A 20222-nucleotide genomic window follows, 5' to 3' on the forward strand; every position below is an offset into this window, starting at 1 on the left:
ATTCGCCAAAGTATATACATTTTGAGTTCTTACAACCCATCTCATTCGGCGTAGGTTAGAAACCATACACGGGAAAGCGGCCGCGGTACACCCTCACAAGACCGCTCTCTCCTTGCACACTTTCCTCACCAACATATGTCTAGGAAACTATGAACAAGAAGAAGATAACTTCCGTTACTCTTGCCACCGCCGTGATAAGCGCCGGCGCCGCCTCTGCCATCGGAGCGTTCGCGGTTGATTCATCGACAGAAGCTTCGCAGTCAACCCAGTGCGCAACCAGCTACAACGAAAAATACGGCTGCGCTGACGTGGTCGACGAGTTCAACGGCTCCCAGCTTGACACCCAGCAGTGGAAAGTTTTTGACCAAGACTGGCTCTCCTACGACTCAGGGTACATTCTCGGTCAGAATGTCGATGTCTCCGGCGGGTCCCTCAATCTCTCTATCGTGCGGAACCAGGCAAACGTCACCACATCCGACGGCAAGCACCGCACCTGGGGCAGTGCGCGCGTTGAGCAGCAGCCCACCGCCGCTAAGGAATACGGTTACTGGGAGATGCGGGTCAAGACCCCCACCACCGCCGAAACCGCCCAGGGTGTCTGGGGCGGGGCCTGGATGCTCAACACCGATAAGCAGGGCGGCGAGATCGATATCGTTGAATCCTACGGCAGCAACAACGCTTCCCAGTCCAAGGAACCCAACTTCTCTATCACCGGCAAGTCCTCAAGCTCTGTACACTTTATCTCCAGCACCGGCCAGAGAAAGCAGAGCGCATGGAATACCGTGGGCGACGACTGGCATGTGTACGGGGTGGAGAAAACCCCCCAGGGTATCACCCTCTCCATCGACGGTGTTGATTTCCTCAGCGTTGATTCCTCAGCCCCCGGCTACCAGCAGTCGTTTGCCGACGGCACCGCCATGTACACCATCTTCTCCGCACAGGCCGGAAGTCCCTACTGGGGCCAGCCCACCGATGCCACCGGTGACCGCCAAACTATTTCGGTGGACTACTACCGGTACTGGGATATGAACCCGGACCAGAGCGATAACTCGACTGACTCCGGTTCCACCGATACAAGTCCGACCGATGCCGTCCCCACTGCTACGGAAAGCAGCGATTCGTCATCCGTTGAAAGTCCGGTAGTTCCTCAGCCCACCGAACCGGTACCCGCCGAACCTTCGGCTACTGAAACGGTACCGGCTGAGCCCACAGCTCAGGCTGAACCCACAGCTCAAGCTGAGCCCACGGCTCAGGCAAGCGAGTCCACCGGCACGCAGGAGAGCCCCGCCCCTGAAGCTAGCGATTCTTCAACAGATTCCTCGATCGGTAGCACCGCACCGGCAGAGACTCTCACCGCCGCCGCAACCCCGGGTACAGGGAGCAGCGACGATCAAACCGTCACTCAACAACCGACTATGCTCGAAACTGAAACCAGCAGCACAGGCTCTTCACCATCAGTGGAGCAATCCCCGGATACTGCCGCTACCGATACCACCGATGACTCCGCGTCCCTGACCGGCAACATCGAGGCTATGACCTCAGCTGAGGGCACCACCAACGACAGCTCGGTACAGGTCATTGACGAATCCACGGTTCAGTCGCGGGCAAGCAGCTCACCCGTAGCAAACGGGCAGAAGACCCTCGCTTACACCGGCGCCTCCCCCGTGCTACTCGCCCTGGCAGCGGGACTCATTGCCCTGGGTATCGCCATGCTCATGTGGACCTTCAGCTACAAGCCGGTTCACTCTGGCCCCCGCCACAGTTCGGTACGCTACTACCGTAAGCACCGCAAACCCGGCACTAAAAAATAGGCGCCACAGGTGCTGACATAACCAGCTGCCGGCGGTCTTGCCACAAGACCGCCGGCAGCTTTTATATGTGCCCGGACACGGGACAGCGTGCCCGCACACAGCGCTAGAGACTAATGTCCAGAAGAATAGGTGTGTGATCCTGCCTGGGACCCGAACTGATCATCTCCGAAGCCTCCACGTTCTCCGCCACCCTGTCAGAAACCAACCAGTAGTCGATACGCCATCCGGTGTTGTTAATTTTTGAGGTCTTAGACCTCTGCGCCCACCAGGTATAGGCCCCGGTCACGTCACCGTGCAGATGACGGAAAGTGTCAGTAAACCCCCGGGAAAGAAGATGGGTGAACCCCTCTCTCTCCTCCACCGTAAACCCCGGTGAGCGGGTGTTAGCTTTCGGGTTGGCAAGGTCAATCTCGGTGTGGGCAACATTGAAATCACCGGTAGCCAGAACGGGCTTAGAGCGGTCAAGATCCGCCACATAATCCGCGTATTTTCTGTCCCAGACCTGCCTTTCCGCCAAACGGCGGAGCCCCTCAGAGGCGTTGGGCGTGTACACCTGGGTCACATAGCAGTGATCGAACTCCAGGGTAATAATACGGCCCTCAGCATCCATGGTGCCGGGGCTTCCAATCTTTGGAAAGGTCACCTTCGGGTCATGATCCGGACTGATCACAAACATGGTTCCCGCATAACCCTTCCGCGCGGGCTCTTGGGAAACGGTCCACTCCAGCCTGTAACCCGGAAAATAGTCCTCAAGCACCTGACGGTGCTTTGCGCTGGGCCCCGCAGCCGGGAGTTTAGTTTCTTGGATCGCCAGAATATCGGGGGCTTGCCGTGAAAGGTCGGCCAGCACGTCCCGCGATAGCAGGGCACGCGCCGAGGGGCTGGTCAGCGCAGCGTTCAGGGAATCAATATTCCAGGAGATAAGTTTCATGTTCCCCATTCTACGAAAAAGGTTATTGGCCCGCCCGAGAGAGCTCGGGCGGGCCAATAACCTCACGTGCCTGTCTCATCTCGATGAGAAGAAACAGCGGCTGCCCCTAGTCCAGCAGGGCATCCACAAAACCTTGGGCGTCAAAGGGAGCCAAGTCGTCGGGTCCCTCACCCAGACCCACAAGTTTCACCGGAACCCCCAGTTCTTCCTGAATTGCGACCACGATACCGCCTTTAGCCGAACCATCGAGCTTGGTGAGCACAATACCGGTAATATTCACCACATCGGCAAAGACTTTTGCCTGAATCATGCCGTTTTGCCCGGTAGTCGCATCGATCACCAGAAGAACCTCGGTCACCGGGGCTTCCTTTTCAACGACGCGTTTAATCTTACCCAGCTGATCCATGAGTCCCGCTTTATTCTGCAGCCGACCGGCGGTATCAATCATCACGGTATCAACGCCAAGATTTATTCCCCGGCGAACAGCCTCATAGGCGACAGAGGCGGGATCTGCGGCCTCTTTCTCAGAGCGCACGGTCTCCACACCCACACGGTTGCCCCAGGTTTGCAACTGATCGGCCGCAGCGGCACGAAAGGTATCAGCCGCACCCAAAAGGAGCTTCTTTTCTTCGGCAACCATGACACGGGCAAGCTTACCCACCGTGGTGGTCTTACCCACGCCGTTGACGCCCACCACCAGCACCACGCCGGGTTTTCCATCCTCACCATCCAGATGAAGGCCGCGATCAGTATCGGGGCCCACCACCTTAACCAGCTCTTCGCTAAGCATCTGTTTCACCGCGGCAGGATCGCTGGTTCCCTCTACCCGAACCCGCTGCTGGAGCGAATCCACCAGACGCTGTGCAGAAGCCGCGCCAAGATCTGCCATCAGCAGGGTCTCTTCAACCTCGTCCCACACATCCCGGTCAATTTTATCCCGCGAGAGCAGAGCCAGCAGACCTTTACCCAGCAGGTTATTGGAGCGTGACAGGCGGGCACGTAGGCGCACAAGCCTTCCGGCTACGGGGGCGGGACGGTCAAGGGTTACCCCCCTATCACCGTCGGCACCGTCTTCGACCTCCGCTACAGAATCATCGGGGTCACGGGTGGAATCATATCCTCCCTTCGGGGCTTTAGGCCCCCGCAGCAGAACCGTCAGCACACCGGCAAGCACGAGCACGCCGAGAAGAATATACACAATAAGAGTCAGGGTATCGTTCACTTCTCTAGCTTCTCACAGCCAGCAGAATACCGGCGGCCTCTTGCGACTCCGAGTGCAAAAATACCCACTCGGCGAACAATTTATTTCTCAAGTAAAGTAAATATCTATGGCCGATAAATCCCCCCGACACATGGACACCGGGGCTATACCCGTCACCGCCGCTATTCCGCAAGCGGCAGAGCAGTATCGCAATCTCACCTCATCACCGGAACCCACCCAGCATCGCGCAAAGATGCCCGCCCAACTGTGGGTTCTCATTCTTGCCTCCTTTGTGATTGCGCTGGGTTACGGGCTTGTAGCCCCGGTACTGCCCCGCTACGCCGCCAGCTACGATGTGGGGGCCATGGCAGCCTCAGCAGTGGTGTCGATGTTTGCCCTGACCCGCCTTCTTTTCGCCCCCGGTGCTGGCGCCTCGGTAAGCCGGTTTGGCGAGCGCACCACCTATATGTGTGGGTTGCTCATTGTGGCTCTCGGTTCTTTTGGGACGGCAGCTTCGTGGGATTATGCTTCGCTCATGGCTTTTCGCGCCCTGGGTGGTGTTGGGTCGGTTATGTTCTCGGTTTCGGCGATGGGGCTGTTGGTGCGGCTCTCCCCTGCGGGTTTGCGGGGCAGGATTTCTGGTTACTATGCCACGTCGTTTTTGCTGGGTAATATTTTGGGGCCGGTTTTGGGGTCGGTGCTGGCCGGTTTGGGTATGCGGTTGCCTTTCGTGATTTACGGAGGTGCCCTGGTGGTGGCTGCTGCCGTGGTGCTGTTCTTTTTGAGGGATGTTGCCGGTGCGGATTCGGCTACCGGTGGGGATAAGCCTCGGCTGCGGTTTGGTCAGGCCGTGAAATTTTCGAATTATCGGTCGGCACTCACCACAAATTTTGCGATGGGTTGGGCGGCTCTGGGGATTAGGGTTTCGCTGGTGCCGCTTGCCGCTGTGGCCCTGTTAGCTAGCTATCATGCCGGTGAGAGTTATGATCCGGAGGCCGGAGGTACGGTGCTGGCAGGTGTTGCTATGGCCGCCTATGCGGCGTCTAATGCGGTAATGCAAAATGTTGCTGGTGCGCTCTCTGATAGGTACGGTCGGCGGTTACTGATTTTTGTGGGGCTGCTGGTGGCATCGGGTTCTACCGTGGCCGTGGGTTTTTCTGCTTCACCGGTGTGGTTTTCGGTTTTCAGCGGGTTGACCGGTGTGGGGACCGGTCTTCTCGCCCCCTCGATGCAGGCTGCGGTGGCAGATGTGATCGGTAGTTCCCGTGCCGGGGGCCAGGTGTTAGCTACTTTTCAGATGGCCTCCGACCTGGGGCAGATTATTGGTCCTATTCTTGCCGGTTGGATTGTTGACCATTGGGGGTACGGGCCTGCTTTTGCTGTCTCGGGTTGTTTGCTCCTGGTGTCGTCTTTGGGGTGGTTGCCCGGGCGAAAACCCGGGTTCCCGGTGGAGCTTGCGGAGGAAGGGTATACGGGGAAATAGGTGTGTCGCTAGAGCATCTGTCGGATAGCCTCGGTGTCTTGGCTGATAACGGTGCTTACCCCGGCCTGCATCCCCACGCAGAAGAGGGTGTCTGCTATGTCTACGGTGCGCGGTTTGTGGGTGATAATGATGAGCTGGCTTTGTGCGCCCAGTTCTTTGAAGGTGTCCAGCACCCTTGTCAGGTTGCGGTCATCTAGTGCGGCTTCGGCTTCGTCGAGCACGTAGAAGGGTGCGGGGCGGGCGGCAAAGATCGCGGTGAGCAGTGCCAGGGAGGCCAGTGCCCGTTCGCCGCCTGAGAGGAGAGAGAGTCTCCTGATTTTTTTACCCGCGGGACGGGCCTGAATGTCGATGCCGGAGTCCAGGGGGTCGCCGGGGTCGGTGAGTATCAGGGTTCCCTCTCCCTGCGGGAAGAGCTTGGCAAAGATACGTTCAAAGTGGGTGCGGGTTTCTTCAAAGGCGGCGCTGAACTCTTGACGAATGTGTTTGTTGAGTTCTTTGATGAGGGCGCGCATGTCTGCGCGTGATTTTTTGAGGTCTTGGATCTGTTCGTGGAGGTAGGTGTGGCGTGCTTCGAGCGCGCTGAATTCTTCAAGGGCAAGCGGGTTGACCTCGCCCAGTTCCGCAAGTTTTTTCTGGCTGTCCATCAGCTCTGTTTCCCTGCTCTGGCGATCAAAGGCAAGTTCTGCTGGCTGGTCGCCGGGGGCGAGGCTGTAGCGGCGTATAAAGGTCTCCAGCATGTGGGGGAGGTTTTCGCCCAGCACTTCGGTCACCCTGCTCTCGAGGTTTTCGTATTTGGTTTCGCGTTTGGTCTGCTCCAGGCTGTTTTCGCCCAGTGCCAAGCGTGTTTTCTCTACCTGGTGAGCCAGGTTTTTTTGTGCGTCGGAAGCGGCGGCGATATGTTCTTCGATGTCCCGGTGCGCCCGCTGCAGTTCACGAATTTTTTTGGCGTATTCCTTACGTTCCTCGGTGAGTCTCCGGTGCAGGGTCAGTGCACGCCGGTGTACCGAGCGGGCACGTTTTTTGTGGTCTCGGAGTTTCTTCTGCTCCGCCTTTTCGGTCTCCAGTTTTTCTTCGATGCTCCTCAAGACCTCTCTGGCTGCGGCTACCCTGGCACCGGATTCTTGGTTTTGGGCACCGAGTTCCTCAAGCTGCGCTTCGAGGGCCGCGCACTCTTGCTGCCCGCGGTGTAGACGCTGCCGCTGCTGTTCGAGCCGGTCCGTGAAACCGGTGCTCTCATGGGCCGGTTTGTCGTTCACCGCGCGGTCGAGGGCCCCGGTCGATTCCTCCAGCACCCTAGCCGCTTCCTCCTCCTTTTTCTGGGCTGCCGTAAGCCGGCGCGACAGTCGGTCGCGCTCGGCGGCTGCTGATTCCCCCAGCGTCCTCAGCCGAGCGTGCTCTGCTCTGGCCCTGGCGAGCTGTTCACGCGCCCGCCCCAGCGACTTCGCTACGGTTTTCTCCCGTGCTCGTGCCGTCTCAAAACGGGTCCGGGCACTGTCCTGATCAAGCTGCTGACCTTCGTGATGTTCACCAAGATGCTCAAGCTCCTGCTCGGCCCGTTGGATGAGAGCCGAGACCTCAATCTGGCAGCGCTGTTTGGGAGCGGGTAGCAGGGTTGCGTACCCGGTGAACACCGTACCGTCTGCGCAGATCACCCGGAGCCCGCGATGGCGGTCAAAAAGGTTTCCCAAATCCGCGCGCACGGTACCGGCTGGTGCCAGAACGGTCTCGGCCAGTGCCAGAGAAAGTACCCCCTCCAGGGCAGGTTCTGCCTCAATCGCGTGGCGGGCGCAAAATAGCCCCTCGGGCAGATCTAATGCTGTAGCCGGGACATCCTGCCGGGGAGGAAAAACTCTTGAGAAACCACCGGAGCCGTTGTCAGCCTCCCGTGTCACCCATGCCTCGGCAAGATCCTCCAGAGCTATAGAAACCGCGCGTTCCCAGCCCCGTGTAACGGTGATTGCCTCGTGTACCTGATACAGGTTTTCGGTTGCCAGAAGATCAGTATCAGATTCCTGTGCCGCAGATGACTCCTGTAGGGTGTGCAAACGCGCGCGAAGGGCCTCAATCCTCACCCCGGTTTCAGCGAGTTTTTTCTGCCGGTGAGCTAGTTCCTGGGCGTACCTTTTTCTGGCAACCCGCGCCTGGGCGGCAGCTTTTTCCAGCCGGTCGACCTCACCCTGCATCTTTGCAAGCGTTGCCTCTATCTCCTCGTTCTTCCGGTCACCCCCCTGACCCCTGTCCCGCGCTTCGACCATTTCTCCGGTACGGCGAACCACCTCGTCATGGGCGCGGTCATAACCGACTCGGGCAGCTGCAAGCTCCGAGGTCAGATCGGCAATGTGCCGGCGGTAATGGGTTTGCTCCCGGGTGCGCACCTCGTGTTCCTGTTCAAGCAGCTGAAGCTTACCGCGGTCTTCTTCCCGGGCAGAACGAGCCCGCTCAAGTCTCTTAGCCACAGCATCCTGGCGCTTCTGGAACAGCTGAGCTGTCTCTTTCTCCCGTATCAGCCGGGCACGGGCTTGCTCAAGTTCTTCACCGCGGGACGCAATACCTCCCGTCTCGGCGCGCATACGCTCAGCGGCAACGGCCACGGTGGCCTCCAGCCGGGCAAGGATCCTCCCCAGCGTTTCCGCCCGTTCCCGGAAACGTGAGATCTTCGTGTCCAGCTCCGCCTGCTTTTCCCGCAAGTTCCGTGCCCGGAGCTGCTCGCTCTCGCGCTGCTTGTGTAGCTCGACCTCACGGGCGCGCAGAAGGTCGGCTTCCCCCTGAAGTTCAGCCTGTTCACGGTCGAGCAGATACGCGTCATGGGCAAAAAGGTCTGCTCGCAGCGAGCGCACCCGCGCCTGGATATCCCGGGCGTTGCGAGCTGTCTCTGCCTGGGTGCCCAGGGGCTCTAGCTGCCCGCTTAGCTCCGTAGCCAGATCTTCTAGACGTTCAAGGTTGGTCTTCAAAGACTCCAGTTTACGTTCGGTTTGATCGATACGCCGCCGATACTTGAGGATCCCCGCGGCCTCTTCGATGAGGGCACGGCGCTGGTGCGCTGTGGCGTGTAGCACCCTGTCGATCTGCCCCTGTCCCACCACCGTATGCTGGTTTTCGCCCAGGCCGGCATCGGCTAAAAAATCCTGAATATCTGCTAAACGTACGGTGGACCCGTTGAGCTCGTACTCCGATCCGCCGGAGCGAAATACGGTGCGTGATATGTGTATCTGACGGTAGGGTAGGGTGGACTGCCCGTCAGAATTATCGATCACCAGTGTGACTTTGGCCCGGCCCAGGGCTGAGCGGGAGTGTGCCCCGGCAAAGATGAAATCATTCATGGCTGTGCCGCGAAGTGATTTGGTGCCCTGCAAGCCCATCACCCAGCTGAGGGCGTCAACCAGGTTAGATTTTCCCGAACCGTTTGGCCCAACCACAGCGTTGATACCGGGGGAAAACTCGAATACGGTGGTTGAAGCAAAAGACTTGAACCCGCGCAGAGTTATCGATTTAAGGTGCACTTACCTTCCTCTCTGCAAGCACCTGCCGGGTCTTGCTAGCGGTCACAATGATTCCGAATCGAGGCCATCCCACCCCATTATCGCAGACCTTTTCTGCGACCATGACCCGCGAGGAAATGTAGCGAACTCCCAGCGGACACACCTACAATTTAACGAGCCTGCTAAATAACGAGTAATTGAAAGCAAGTGTTTCATTGACCGCAAACTCAAATATTCACCACAAGAACGTCTCCCTGCTCTCCATTGAGCATGAGCTTCCCCCCGAGACGGTCTCTTCATCATACTTCGATGAAAAACTTGCAGACACCTACAAACGGTTGGGGATGCCGAGAGGACTTCTTGAGCGTCTCGCCGGTATATCCGAGCGACGCAGCTGGGGAAACTCCCTGACCTTTGAAGACGGCGCGGTGGCCGCCGCCGAAAAAGCGCTCTCTTCCGCGGGGGTGGACAAAGAAAAAATCGGGCTCATGATCAACGCCTCGGTCACCCGTGACAACTTTGAGCCGGCCGTCGCGGTGAATATCCACGACAGGCTGGGGCTGCCCCGGCACACCCTCGGATTCGACGTGACCAATGCCTGCCTGGGCTTTGTCAACGCCATGACGATCGCCGCCACCATGATCGACTCAAAAGCTATCGACTACGCCCTGGTGGTTGCCGGGGAAGACCCCTCTCCCTGGCACCGTACCGCGCTGCGTATTCTCGATCAGCCCGACACGACGCGTGACGACGTGTTGGCGCAGTTTGCCACCCTCACCCTGGGTTCGGGGGCAGCGGCTGCGGTGATAGGTCGCACCGATCTGCACCCTAGCGGCCACGTCATCACCGGCTCGGTTTCCCGTGCGGGTACCGAGCACCGCCATCTCTGCATCGGGGGTGAAGCAGACCGGGGGATGAATACCGATGCCGCCGGCCTGCTCAAGCACGGGCTTGAGCTCGTCGCGGAGGCGTGGGAAGAGGCGCACCAGCAGGGCTGGGACTGGCAGCACATGGATTCCTATGTCACTCACCAGATCTCTAATGCCCACACCAACGCAATCATTGAGGCCGTGGGGATCGACGAGAAAAAGATTCCTATGACCTTCCCCTTCTGGGGCAACGTTGCCGCGGCTGCCCTCCCCATGACCCTGGCTCATCAAGCACCGGGCTATCGTGCCGGGGACCGTATTCTTTGTATGGGTGTGGGGTCCGGGCTCAATACCGCGCTCATGGAGATTACCTGGTAGCCGGTACACGTATTCGCCACCGATTCCCAAGAAAGTAAGCGGCCATGTCTGCATTTTTGACTCGTTCACCCGAAACCTGGCCCGGTGTTGACCCGCGCTGGTCGAAAACCCTTGACGCGGTGTCGTCTGCTCCGGTAGACGCCGGTACCATCCGGCACTGGCACTATCTTGACAACGTCGACTCGCTCAAAGAAGCTGGGCTTTCACCGGTAGGTACCGTTCTTGCCGTGCACGGTAACCCCACCTGGTCTTACCTGTGGCGCAGTGTGCTGAAAGCCGGTATCAGCCCGGATCACCCCTGGCGGGTGATCGCTGTCGACCAGCTTGATATGGGCTACTCCGAACGTACCGGGCAGAGCCGCCGGCTTGCCGACCGCGTGAAAGATCTGGGCGATTTCACCCGCGCTATCGGTCTCGATACCACCGAGCTGCCGGTGGCCACTCTCGCCCATGACTGGGGAGGGCTAATTTCGCTGGGCTGGCTGCTGGAGCACCGGCAGATTGCCCGAGCAATTTTACTCACCAACACCGCGGTCTACCACAACGGCGTTGAAAAGATTCCCGCCGCACTGCGGCTTGCTCTGAACCCGGCCGTACACGGCTGGGGAACACAGGGAACCAGGGCTTTCCTCGATGTCACCCTGCACCTGGCCCAGCACGGGGGGCTCTCCCCCGAGGTCTACCGCACCTATACTGCCCCCTATTCCAGCGCTCGTCTGCGTCAGGGTATTCGGAATTTTGTTGCCGATATTCCGGCCTCCCCCGCTGCCTCCTCCTCTGCGGACATGGTAAAAATTGCTGATGCTCTCGGGGAGGTTGAGCTTCCGGCCTTTATCCAGTGGGGCACCAAGGACCCTGTATTCCAGCGCCGCTACCTGGCCGATCTGCAGCACCGGCTACCGCAGGCCGACGTGCACCGGTTCGAGGGCGCATCACACTTAGTCGCCGAAGATGAAGATATCGCAACCCCGATTTTTGACTGGCTCCGCGAGCATTTTATACAGCAGGAAACCGGCAGACAGGCACACCTGCGGGTTCGCGCTGACGACTCGACAAAGGACTTTGTGCCCTTGGCCACCGAACTTACCCGGAGGGCAAAGGACAGCTCAACCGCGGTAGTCGATATGGATAGTCGTGATGAAACCAGGGTGGCTTCCTCCCGCACCTGGGCGGAACTGGCTCGGGAAGTCAACCGGCTGGCTAACGGCCTCACAGCCTGCGGGGTCAAGCCCGGGGATAGGGTCAACCTGATGGTTCCCCCCGGTGGGAGGCTCACCGCGCTCATCTATGCCTGCCTCACGATCGGTGCGGTGATTGTTGTTGCCGATACCGGTCTCGGCACGGCAGGACTCACCCGTGCACTCAAAGGGGCCCGCCCCAACTACATTGTGGGTGTCACCGCCGCCCTAGCCGGTGCCCGCGCCCTGGGCTGGCCGGGGCAGTCAATCGCCCTGGAGGCTCTCAATCCAACAACCCGCAAGCTGCTGGGTGTATCCGCCTCGATGGCCGATTTCACCGATATCGGTGAAAATACCGCCTACACGCCCCGGCCCGACGATGAAGCCGCCGTGCTCTACACCTCGGGCTCCACGGGTCCGGCCAAGGGTGTGGTCTATACGCAGCGGCAGCTTGCCGCTATGCGCGATACCATCAGGGATACCTACCGGTTACAAGCCGGTACCGGTCTTGTTGCCGGGTTTGCCCCCTTCGCGCTGCTGGGCCCAGCACTGGGGGTCACCTCGGTGACCCCCACCATGGATGTCACCAAACCCAAGACCCTCACAGCCGGTGCCCTGGCTTCAGCTGCCGCCGCTATTGGGGCAAGCACGGTTTTCGCGTCCCCTGCCGCCATGATGAATATCGTTGCTACCGCCGGTGGTCTCACCTCGGAGCAGAAGACTGCCCTTGCCGCGGTGGACACGGTGCTCTCCGCCGGTGCCCCCCTGGCGGTTCCCCTGCTTGAAGCGGTAGCTGCCACCGTGCCCAACGCGTCTATTCACACCCCCTACGGGATGACCGAGGCGCTACCGGTCACCGATATTTCTTTCACCCAGATTTGTGATGCCCTCAGGGACGGTCGCGCTGAGCCCGCGATGCTCGGTGCCGGCGGAGGGGTCTGCGTGGGTAGGCCGGTGTCCGGTGCCCGCGTGCGGGTGGCACCGCTCGATAGCGATGGGCTACCCAGCCGCGATATCACGGGGGAACCCGGTGTGACCGGTGAGATTGTGGTTTCCGCAGCCCACGTTAAAGACCGCTACGACGGTCTATGGGTGACCGAGCGAATCTCCACCGCCAACCCCGGCTGGCACCGGACCGGCGACGTGGGGCATTTCGATGCCTCCGGCCGTCTCTGGGTTGAGGGAAGGTTGGCTCATGTACTTAAAACATCGCAGGGTGTGATCACCCCGGTTGAAGCTGAGCAGGCCGCTGAGCGGGTAGCCGGTGTACGCCGTGCGGGGCTGGTAGCGGTGGGACCCGACGGCGCGGCGGTACCCGTTGCCGTGGTGGAAACCGATCCGCTGGCCAGGGCCGACGGCCCCGCCTCAGCGCAGTTGACCGAGCGGGTTCGCGCCGCCGTTCAACAGCACACCGGTATTGAGGTGGCTACGGTGCTGGTGGTGCGTGAGCAGCCTACCGATATTCGTCATAACTCTAAGATTGATCGTCCTCTGCTTGCCCGATGGGCACACGAGATTCTTAGCGGTAAGAAGGCAAAACTGAGAAAATGATGCAGAAAATTTTTTCGCTGCGGCCTCTCGATGAGTCTGTTTTTGCTCCGCGGCTTGGCCACCGTGTTCTGGTGACCGGCGCTTCGGGTATGCTGGGCCGAGAGGTTGCACTCCACCTTTTGCGCACCGGCTACGATGTCACCGTTTTTCAGCGCTCGGATGCAGGGCTGCTAGGGCTTCTGCCCCTATCCGTACGGGAGAGAGCGGGGCAGGTTCGCGGGTCTCTCACCGATTCTGCCGCGCTACAGCGGGCTCTCTCGGATGCCGACGGTGTGGTCCATCTCGCCGCCAAGGTATCGTTTACCGGAAGCTGGCAAGAATTTGTGACAACCAATGTGGACGGGACACGGCTGCTGCTTGATCAGGCTCAACAGGCCGGTATCTCCCGGTTCCTTTTTATTTCTTCCCCCTCTGTTGCCCACACCGGGGTGTCGTTTATGGGTGCCGGTGCCGGGCCCGCCACCCCGGATCTGGCTCACGGCAACTACGCCCGGTCCAAGGCGATAGCCGAAAACCTGGCTCTGGGGTATGACACCCACCGGTTCCTTGTGGGTGTTATCCGCCCGCATATCGTGTGGGGCCCCGGTGATCGGCAGCTGGTGGAGCGCGTCCTCGAACGCAGCGCACGGGGTAGGCTCCCCCTCCTCAACCGGGGGACGGCCCTTATCGATACCACCTATATTGATAACGCTGTCGATGCGATTGTTTCTGCCTATCAACGGCTGGAGACTATCCACGGTATCCCGCTGGTGGTCACCAACGGTCAGCCCCGGCGGGTGGGTGAGCTTATTGCCGGTATGTGTACTGCGGTGGGGATTTCTCCGCCTGCCAAGACCCTGCCGGCCGGCCTGGCCCGACAGGCCGGAGGGCTGATTGAAAAGGTGTGGCAGGCGTGCGGCAGCGATGATCAGCCCCCCATGAGCCGGTTTCTTGCCGAACAGCTTTCAACCGCCCACTGGTTTGACCAGCGAACAACCCGCAGGCTTCTCGATTGGGAACCGGCAGTGTCGATTGAAGAGGGCTACGGCAGGCTCACAGACTACTACGGTCAACGCTACCGACGCTAGGGGTTGCTCAGCGTCCGGTTTTTCTCGGTGCAGGCTGACACCGGGGGCATCGGTAGGAGCTACGGTTCATAAACGGCTCGCGGACAATCAGAGAATTTCTCCCCAGCTCTAGACAGCGGGGGCAGGGCTTGCCCTCCTGTCCGTACACGTTCAGTGACCTATCAAAGTACCCTGACTCACCGTTGACGTTGACGTAGAGTGCGTCAAAACTTGTCCCGCCGGCTGCCAGCGCCTCGCCAAGCACACCGGTGAGGGCTGTCACCAGCTGGCGGGTTTGGGAGGCGGTAGTTTTACGGGCCGGTTTATTGTAGTGGATCCGGGCCCGCCACAGGGCTTCATCGGCGTAAATGTTTCCCACCCCGGAGATGACCGACTGGTTGAGGAGGACCCGTTTGATCGCCGAACCGGTGGAGAGTATACGGGTGCGGAAATCTTCAGCAGAAAAGTGCGGGTCGAGGGGATCCCTACCGATGTGGGCGATAGTTTGGGGTAGAAGCGGCAGACCCAGTTCTGACCGGGACGCCGCAGCCAGCAGAAGACCCCGCTGATCGCGCACCTGAACCGGGCTGTCAAGATAGATACCACCAAAGATTCGCTGGTCAACAAAGCGCAGTTGAATTTCTTGGCCGCCGGCAAGCCGCAGGTCGATCACAATTCTGAGGTGCTTTTCGGGCGGGAAATCGGCGGTTTTCAGTAAAACCTGCCCGCTCATTCCCAGGTGTATCACCGCGGTCAGGTCGGCGGGTTCACCGTTGCGGTCTCCCAGCAGCAGCCAGAGATATTTTCCCCGCCGCGCAACGTCGATCACGGTGGCCCCGGTGATCTGCTCAATAAAATCCTCTGTGCCAGCGGTATGGCGGCGTATCGATCGAGAATCAAGCACCCGAGCCGACTCAATATCAGCCCCCAGTATCCGCGCAGCGAGCCCACGGCGCACCACCTCGACTTCCGGTAGCTCGGGCATTAGGAGAGGTCCAGAAAAGCCCGGCGGGCAGCCATCCGCTCGGCTTCTTTCTTGGTGGTGGCGGTCTCTGAGGTGAAAGATTTTTCACCCACGGTCGCTACCGCCCGGTAGGTCCGCTCGTGGTCGGGGCCGCTACCGTGAACACTGTAGCTAATCTCACCGAGTTTTCTCCCCTGAACAAGTACCTGAAGGTCGGTCTTCCAGTCGCGGCCGGCTTCAAGTATTTCCCGGTCATCAAGCATGGGGGCTACAAGGCGCAAAACCAGCTTGCGGGCTTCTTCACGGCCGGCAGAAAGATAGCAGGCACCAAAGATCGCTTCCATGGTGTCGGCCAAAATATTGTCCTTATCGGCACCGCCGGTCTTCATCTCGCCCTTCCCCATACGAATATGGGGGCCAACCTCCAAACTCCTGGCCAGTCGAGCCAGCGCCCAGGACGACACCACCACGTGGTGACGCTTGACCAGCTCGCCCTCGGGCAGGTCTGGGAAACGCCGGTATGCCTCCTCAGCAATAGCCAGCGAAAGCACCGAATCACCCAAAAACTCCAAACGCTCATTATCGGGGCTGCCGGGGTGCTCAAACGAATAGGAGCTGTGAGTGAGCGCAAGCTGAAACGTCTCGGGGTTAATTTCAACCCCGAGACGTTTCAGTAAATCTGATGATTCAGAATTTTTCATGCTAACTACGCGTCAGCTACCTTACGGCCCTTGTACTCGTAAAACAGGGCGTTACCGGCAGAGTCGGACACCAGCTTTGCCCGGTGGGGCAGCGAGTAGGTTACTCTACCGTTTTCTACGGTCTTTACCAACTGGGGTACAGACGCCTTCCACTGGGAACGGCGCGCACGGGTGTTAGCACGGGACATTTTCCGCTTGGGAACAGCCACAGCTATCTCTCTTCTCTCGAAATGAATACTTTCTAAGTTTCTTTGTCCGTATCGAACATGCCCGCTAGGGCACTCCAACGCGGGTCAAGCACCTGGTGGTGGTGCCCCGGGTCTTCTTCCAGGCGGATTCCGCATTGGGAACACAGGCCCTGGCAAGAATCCTTACAAAGGGGCTGGAACGGCAGGTTCACAATAACCGCGTTCCGCAGAACCGGTTCAAGGTCTATTGAATCGCCTTCAACGGTATACTGCTCATCTTCGTCTTCTTCTGCGCTTTCACCTACAGGGTCAAAAACGAAAAGCTCCTGAATATCTGCTGACACGGTTTCTTCAACCGGATCAAGACACATACTGCACTCGCCGTTCACGCCGACGGTTGCGGTGCCGCTAACAAGGATACCATCTACAACGGATTCAAGTCGGAGATTAAGCTCAATATCCGAACCTTCTTCTGCTCCGATGAGAGCGTTACCAAAGTCTTGTGGCGCCGGCACCGCTCTCTTGAGGACCTCCATAGCACCCGGTCGGTGACGTATATCCCTCACCGGGATCGTCAGGGGCGATGAATTTTTTCGTGAAATAACGAACTCCCTCTACAGTATGGCCAACCCTAAACTCTATGCGCGGGTTTGGCTTCTGTTCAACTATTCCACCCGAGGATTTTTTCTTCAAGATCGGTCGGTGTGATTTTAACGCCTCATTAGCCGGAGGGAACCAGCCTGCGCTGCACGGGTCGCGGCACAAAGGGCCCGAGGGCACCGCCATAGCGGGCGACATCTCGAACCAGTGTCGATGAAAGCTGCGAGTATTTGGGGTCGCTGGTGAGGAAGGCTGTTTCAACGCCGGTCAGGTGCCGGTTCATTGCCGCCATCTGCGACTCATACTGCCAGTCAAGCGAATTACGCACCCCTTTCACAATAATGTTGGCGCCTTTTTCCCTGGCGTATTCTGCCACCAGGGTGTTGGGCATGAGCTCCACCGTCACGCCGTCAAGCAGTTCAAAGGTTTCTTCTGCCATGGCCACCCGGTCTTTGAGCGAAAAACTGTATTTCTTCGACGAGTTATGGGCTACCGCCACCAGCACCGACCCGTAGAGTTTGGCGGCACGGGTAATAATATCGACGTGCCCGTTGTGGATGGGGTCAAAGGATCCGGGGCATACTACTAGCTGCATGATTTTTAGGGTAACAGTGAACCGCCGGTAGGTTCGGCATAGTAGAGCACGGTTTCGCCGTATTTTTTATGCGCGAACTCCGCAAGACCGTCGGGCCACCGGGGCTGCGGGGTGCGGGAGGAACGTTCCACCACCAGCACAGAACCCTCGTGCAGATGGCGGGTCAGCGGGGCAAGTATGCCCTGCACCTGTCCGTTGTTCCAGGTGTAGGGCGGATCAACAAAAACCAGGTCCCAGCCGTGACCGTCGTAGCCGGCGAGAAAGGCACGGGCAGCACCCCGGTAAAGGGTGCCGGTAATATTCCCGCTACCGCGCAGGGCAGTGAGGACTGTCCCCAGATTCTTCTCGATCACCCTCTGCGCCCCGGTGGAGATTTCAACAAAGTCGACCCGGGCAGCACCCCGGCTGAGCGCCTCACAGCCCAGGGCACCGGACCCCGCAAAAAGGTCCAATACCCGTGCACCCTCAAGAACCCCGTATGATTCCAGACGCGAAAAAAGCGCCTCTTTCACACGGTCGGTGGTGGGACGGGTCCTATCGCCGGCCACCCCGGCAAGGCGCATTCCGCCCGCCCCGCCGGCAATAATTCTGCTCATAGACCTGTCGTCTCCTCTCCGGGCACCGGCAAATACCCTCCGGTGGAAGCCCACCGTATAACCTTACCCGCTACCCCCTACCTAAAAACGCCTCTCTGTCCGCATCCAGCGCCCGATCAATAGTGTTCGCTAGAACCGGATGCAGAACCAGGTCGGGATCCCCGTCCACCAGCTGACGGGCGTCGTCCCTAGCCTTTTCAATCAGCGGGGCGTCCTTGAGCACCCGCAGTAGCTTCAGCGCGGATTTCTTACCCGACTGGGCGGCACCCAAAATATCACCCTCGCGGCGCTGCACCAGGTCTACGCGGGAAAGCTCGAAACCGTCGGTGGTGGCAGCCACGGCGTCGAGTCTCTGCCGGGACACGCCGTCCGCCCCCTGACCGGTGACCAGCAGACAGGTTGCCGCCAGGTTTCCGCGTCCGATACGGCCGCGCAGCTGGTGAAGCCCCGATATGCCAAAACGATCGGCATCCATCACCACCATCAGGGTGGCATTCGGCACGTTGACTCCCACCTCGATCACGGTGGTGCACACCAGCAGGTCAATTCTGCCCTGTTCAAACTGCCGCATCACGGCGGTCTTCTCCTCGGTACCCATCCGCCCGTGCAGGGCCGCTATTCTGGCCCCGGCCAAGACCGGCATGTGCGTGAGGTCATCCATCATCGAGATTACAGAATTCAGCGCCCCCGGCTCTTCGGGTTCAGCACCCCACAGTTCGGTGCCCTCCTCCACCGACTCCGGCACATCCCCACCGCCGATCTTGGGTACCACCACATAAACCTGGTGGCCAGCATCAATTTCTTCCCGGGCCCGCTCCCACAGGCGCCGCTCCCAGCCGGGGTGCTCAGCCAGCGGCACAACAACCGTATGAATCTTCTGTCTGCCCTGCGGAAGCTGGTCCAGTACAGAAATATCAAGGTCCCCAAAAACGGTCATGGCAACCGTGCGCGGAATAGGGGTTGCGGTCATCACCAACCGGTGCGGCAGTATGCCACCCGGTCCGCGTAGCGAGTCACGCTGCTCCACCCCAAACCGATGCTGTTCATCAACCACCACCATACCCAGGTCGGCAAAACTGACGGTGTCTGCCAGCAGGGCGTGGGTGCCAATCACAATATCGGCCGCTCCCGTGGCGATCTCCAACAGCACCCGTTTCTTGGCGCGAGCCGGCATAGCCGCTTTCAGCAGAACCACCCGCACCGTATTTTTTGCCCCGGGTTCGACGGCTGACCCAAACAGGGTGTCATCACCGGTCGCAAAAACTTCTGCACCGCCGCTTTCTGCCGCAAGGTCGCCCAGGATATCCGTTACCGAACGAAAATGTTGCTCGGCAAGAACCTCGGTGGGGGCCAGCATGGCGGCCTGAGCCCCGTTGTCCACCACCTGCAGCATAGCGCGCAGGGCCACCACGGTCTTACCCGAACCGACATCGCCCTGAAGCAGCCGGTTCATGGGGGTTGTGGACGCTAAGTCCCCGGAGATCTGTTCCCCCACCCGCTGCTGGCCCTCCGTCAGCCGGTAGGGCAATACAGCGGATAGTTTTTGGGCGAAACCGCCCTCAACCGGTGGGCGGGCTCGAGCCGGAGAGGCCGCCCGGTGAGCGCGAATTCTCGCCAGGGCCGCCTGCAACACAAATGCCTCGCGGTAGCGTAAAAAATGCTGGGCAGCCCGCCATGCCTCTTCGCTATCAGGGGTGTGGAGGTCCCGGTAGGTCTGGGCGAGTCCCGGAATTTTCCGCCGGGCACGGATATCCGCCGGCACCGGGTCCTCAAGGTCGTGGAGCGGGGCCTTGCGCAGTAGCTCTTCCATGGCGGAGGCGATACGGTCGGTGGGTAGCTTAGCACTGGCCCTGTACACGGGAATCGGAGCCCCAGCGCGGGCACGGGCCCTCGCAATAGCCTGTTCCGAGAGGTTGTCAGACCGTTCAAGGTTTTCGGCGAGCACGGCATAGTGCGGGTTGGTGAGGGTCAGTTCGCCGCGGTAGGCTCCCACCTTACCCGAGAACATGACCTGGTCGCCCTCGTGAATCTCACGGGCTGCTGTCCAGGCATTGAAGAAGGAGAGTGTCATGGTCGACTGCTGCCCGGTAGCTGATCCGTTCAAGGGTAGGCTGCCGTCAAAAATAGTGCCCGCACCGTGTCCAAAGACGTCGTGACCCCGCAAAGAACCGCTACCGGCAGGATCGCCGGGGGCAGCGCTACCCGCTATCCGCGGGTGGGCGGTATTCGGTTGATCCTCAGCTGCCGGGGCATAACGATAGTCAGCTCGATAAGACTGCGACCGGCCTCCCTGACCGTGCCCCCGCGCCCGCTGCTGGTCGGCAGAGTCCAGCCGGTCGGTGATTAAAACCTCGGTAATCGAGCCCCGTCGTGCCCGCATGCTGCGGGTGCGCACCCGCAGCACTTTAGCCAGTAGGGTGGCCTCCTGCCCCTGCACCAGTTCGCTAAACGGGGTGAGTTCACCCCGCGCGAGATACTTACGCGGGTAAAATTCGAGAAAATCCCCCACCGTTTCAATCCCCAGATGGGTTTTCAGCGCCCGCGCCGTCGAGGCATTGAGATAGGTAGCAAGTTTTCTTTCACCCACTGGCTGCTCGTCCCTGTGCGCGGCCCCCGGCTGCGGACCTTCCTGCTTTTCGGTCATGCTATCC

The 20222-nt window shown here is 59.8% G+C and carries 15 protein-coding genes; 5 read left to right on the forward strand and 10 right to left on the reverse strand.

From position 1 onward, the window contains the following. Positions 1 to 149: 149 nt before the first annotated feature. On the forward strand, positions 150 to 1811 hold the full coding sequence (locus ACS1BR_RS09010; protein WP_463561615.1) for a glycoside hydrolase family 16 protein: 1662 nt from the start codon (positions 150 to 152) through the stop codon (positions 1809 to 1811). 103 nt (positions 1812 to 1914) lie between these two features. Here the strand turns inward: ACS1BR_RS09010 and ACS1BR_RS09015 are convergent, their stop codons facing one another. Both ACS1BR_RS09015 and ftsY read right to left on the reverse strand, forming a co-directional pair. After that, positions 1915 to 2742: an exodeoxyribonuclease III gene (locus ACS1BR_RS09015; protein WP_463561616.1), complete on the reverse strand. Its 828-nt coding sequence runs from the start codon at positions 2740 to 2742 to the stop codon at positions 1915 to 1917. Positions 2743 to 2848: 106 nt separating this feature from the next. After that, complete coding sequence (gene ftsY, locus ACS1BR_RS09020; RefSeq protein ID WP_463561617.1) at positions 2849 to 3964, reverse strand: signal recognition particle-docking protein FtsY; 1116 nt, start codon at positions 3962 to 3964, stop codon at positions 2849 to 2851. Positions 3965 to 4070: 106 nt separating this feature from the next. On the opposite strand from ftsY, the gene ACS1BR_RS09025 reads away from it, so the two are divergent. Further along, complete coding sequence (locus ACS1BR_RS09025) at positions 4071 to 5426, forward strand: MFS transporter (RefSeq protein ID WP_463561618.1); 1356 nt, start codon at positions 4071 to 4073, stop codon at positions 5424 to 5426. Positions 5427 to 5434: 8 nt separating this feature from the next. Here ACS1BR_RS09025 and smc read toward each other — a convergent pair whose 3' ends face one another. Beyond that, positions 5435 to 8926, reverse strand: coding sequence for a chromosome segregation protein SMC (gene smc / locus ACS1BR_RS09030; RefSeq protein WP_463561619.1), 3492 nt, complete (start codon positions 8924 to 8926; stop codon positions 5435 to 5437). Between the two features lie 194 nt (positions 8927 to 9120). Between smc and ACS1BR_RS09035 the strand changes: the two genes are divergently transcribed. Genes ACS1BR_RS09035 through ACS1BR_RS09045 form a run of 3 tightly spaced genes read left to right on the forward strand, consistent with a single transcriptional unit; the run spans position 9121 to position 13948 of the window. Beyond that, entirely contained in the window at positions 9121 to 10152 is a 1032-nt protein-coding gene (locus tag ACS1BR_RS09035; RefSeq protein ID WP_463561620.1) for a 3-oxoacyl-ACP synthase III, read from the forward strand. 44 nt (positions 10153 to 10196) lie between these two features. Further along, positions 10197 to 12881: an alpha/beta fold hydrolase gene (locus tag ACS1BR_RS09040; RefSeq protein ID WP_463561621.1), complete on the forward strand. Its 2685-nt coding sequence runs from the start codon at positions 10197 to 10199 to the stop codon at positions 12879 to 12881. After that, positions 12878 to 13948 (forward strand): NAD-dependent epimerase/dehydratase family protein, encoded by a 1071-nt coding sequence (locus ACS1BR_RS09045; protein WP_463561622.1) that lies wholly within the window; start codon positions 12878 to 12880, stop codon positions 13946 to 13948. Before ACS1BR_RS09040 ends, ACS1BR_RS09045 begins: the two co-directional genes overlap by 4 nt. A gap of 7 nt (positions 13949 to 13955) precedes the next feature. Here ACS1BR_RS09045 and mutM read toward each other — a convergent pair whose 3' ends face one another. From mutM to ACS1BR_RS09080, 7 genes are all read right to left on the reverse strand, one after another. Continuing rightward, positions 13956 to 14912 (reverse strand): bifunctional DNA-formamidopyrimidine glycosylase/DNA-(apurinic or apyrimidinic site) lyase, encoded by a 957-nt coding sequence (gene mutM / locus ACS1BR_RS09050; RefSeq protein ID WP_463561623.1) that lies wholly within the window; start codon positions 14910 to 14912, stop codon positions 13956 to 13958. Next, positions 14912 to 15592, reverse strand: coding sequence for a ribonuclease III (rnc, locus tag ACS1BR_RS09055; RefSeq protein ID WP_463561624.1), 681 nt, complete (start codon positions 15590 to 15592; stop codon positions 14912 to 14914). The genes mutM and rnc overlap by 1 nt, the downstream gene beginning before the upstream one ends. Before the next feature lie 5 nt (positions 15593 to 15597). Continuing rightward, positions 15598 to 15801: a 50S ribosomal protein L32 gene (rpmF, locus tag ACS1BR_RS09060; protein WP_463561625.1), complete on the reverse strand. Its 204-nt coding sequence runs from the start codon at positions 15799 to 15801 to the stop codon at positions 15598 to 15600. A gap of 32 nt (positions 15802 to 15833) precedes the next feature. Then, positions 15834 to 16316, reverse strand: a complete 483-nt coding sequence (locus ACS1BR_RS09065; protein WP_463561626.1) for a YceD family protein — start codon at positions 16314 to 16316, stop codon at positions 15834 to 15836. 185 nt (positions 16317 to 16501) lie between these two features. Continuing rightward, positions 16502 to 16975 (reverse strand): pantetheine-phosphate adenylyltransferase, encoded by a 474-nt coding sequence (coaD, locus tag ACS1BR_RS09070; RefSeq protein ID WP_463561627.1) that lies wholly within the window; start codon positions 16973 to 16975, stop codon positions 16502 to 16504. 5 nt (positions 16976 to 16980) lie between these two features. Beyond that, positions 16981 to 17571 (reverse strand): 16S rRNA (guanine(966)-N(2))-methyltransferase RsmD, encoded by a 591-nt coding sequence (gene rsmD, locus ACS1BR_RS09075; protein WP_463561628.1) that lies wholly within the window; start codon positions 17569 to 17571, stop codon positions 16981 to 16983. Between the two features lie 70 nt (positions 17572 to 17641). Further along, a complete protein-coding gene (locus ACS1BR_RS09080; protein ID WP_463561629.1) occupies positions 17642 to 20215 on the reverse strand; it encodes an ATP-dependent DNA helicase RecG in 2574 nt (857 codons plus the stop codon). Between the last annotated feature and the right edge of the window lie 7 nt (positions 20216 to 20222).

It is taken from the genome of Rothia sp. 18CD1-1, from assembly GCF_055285355.1.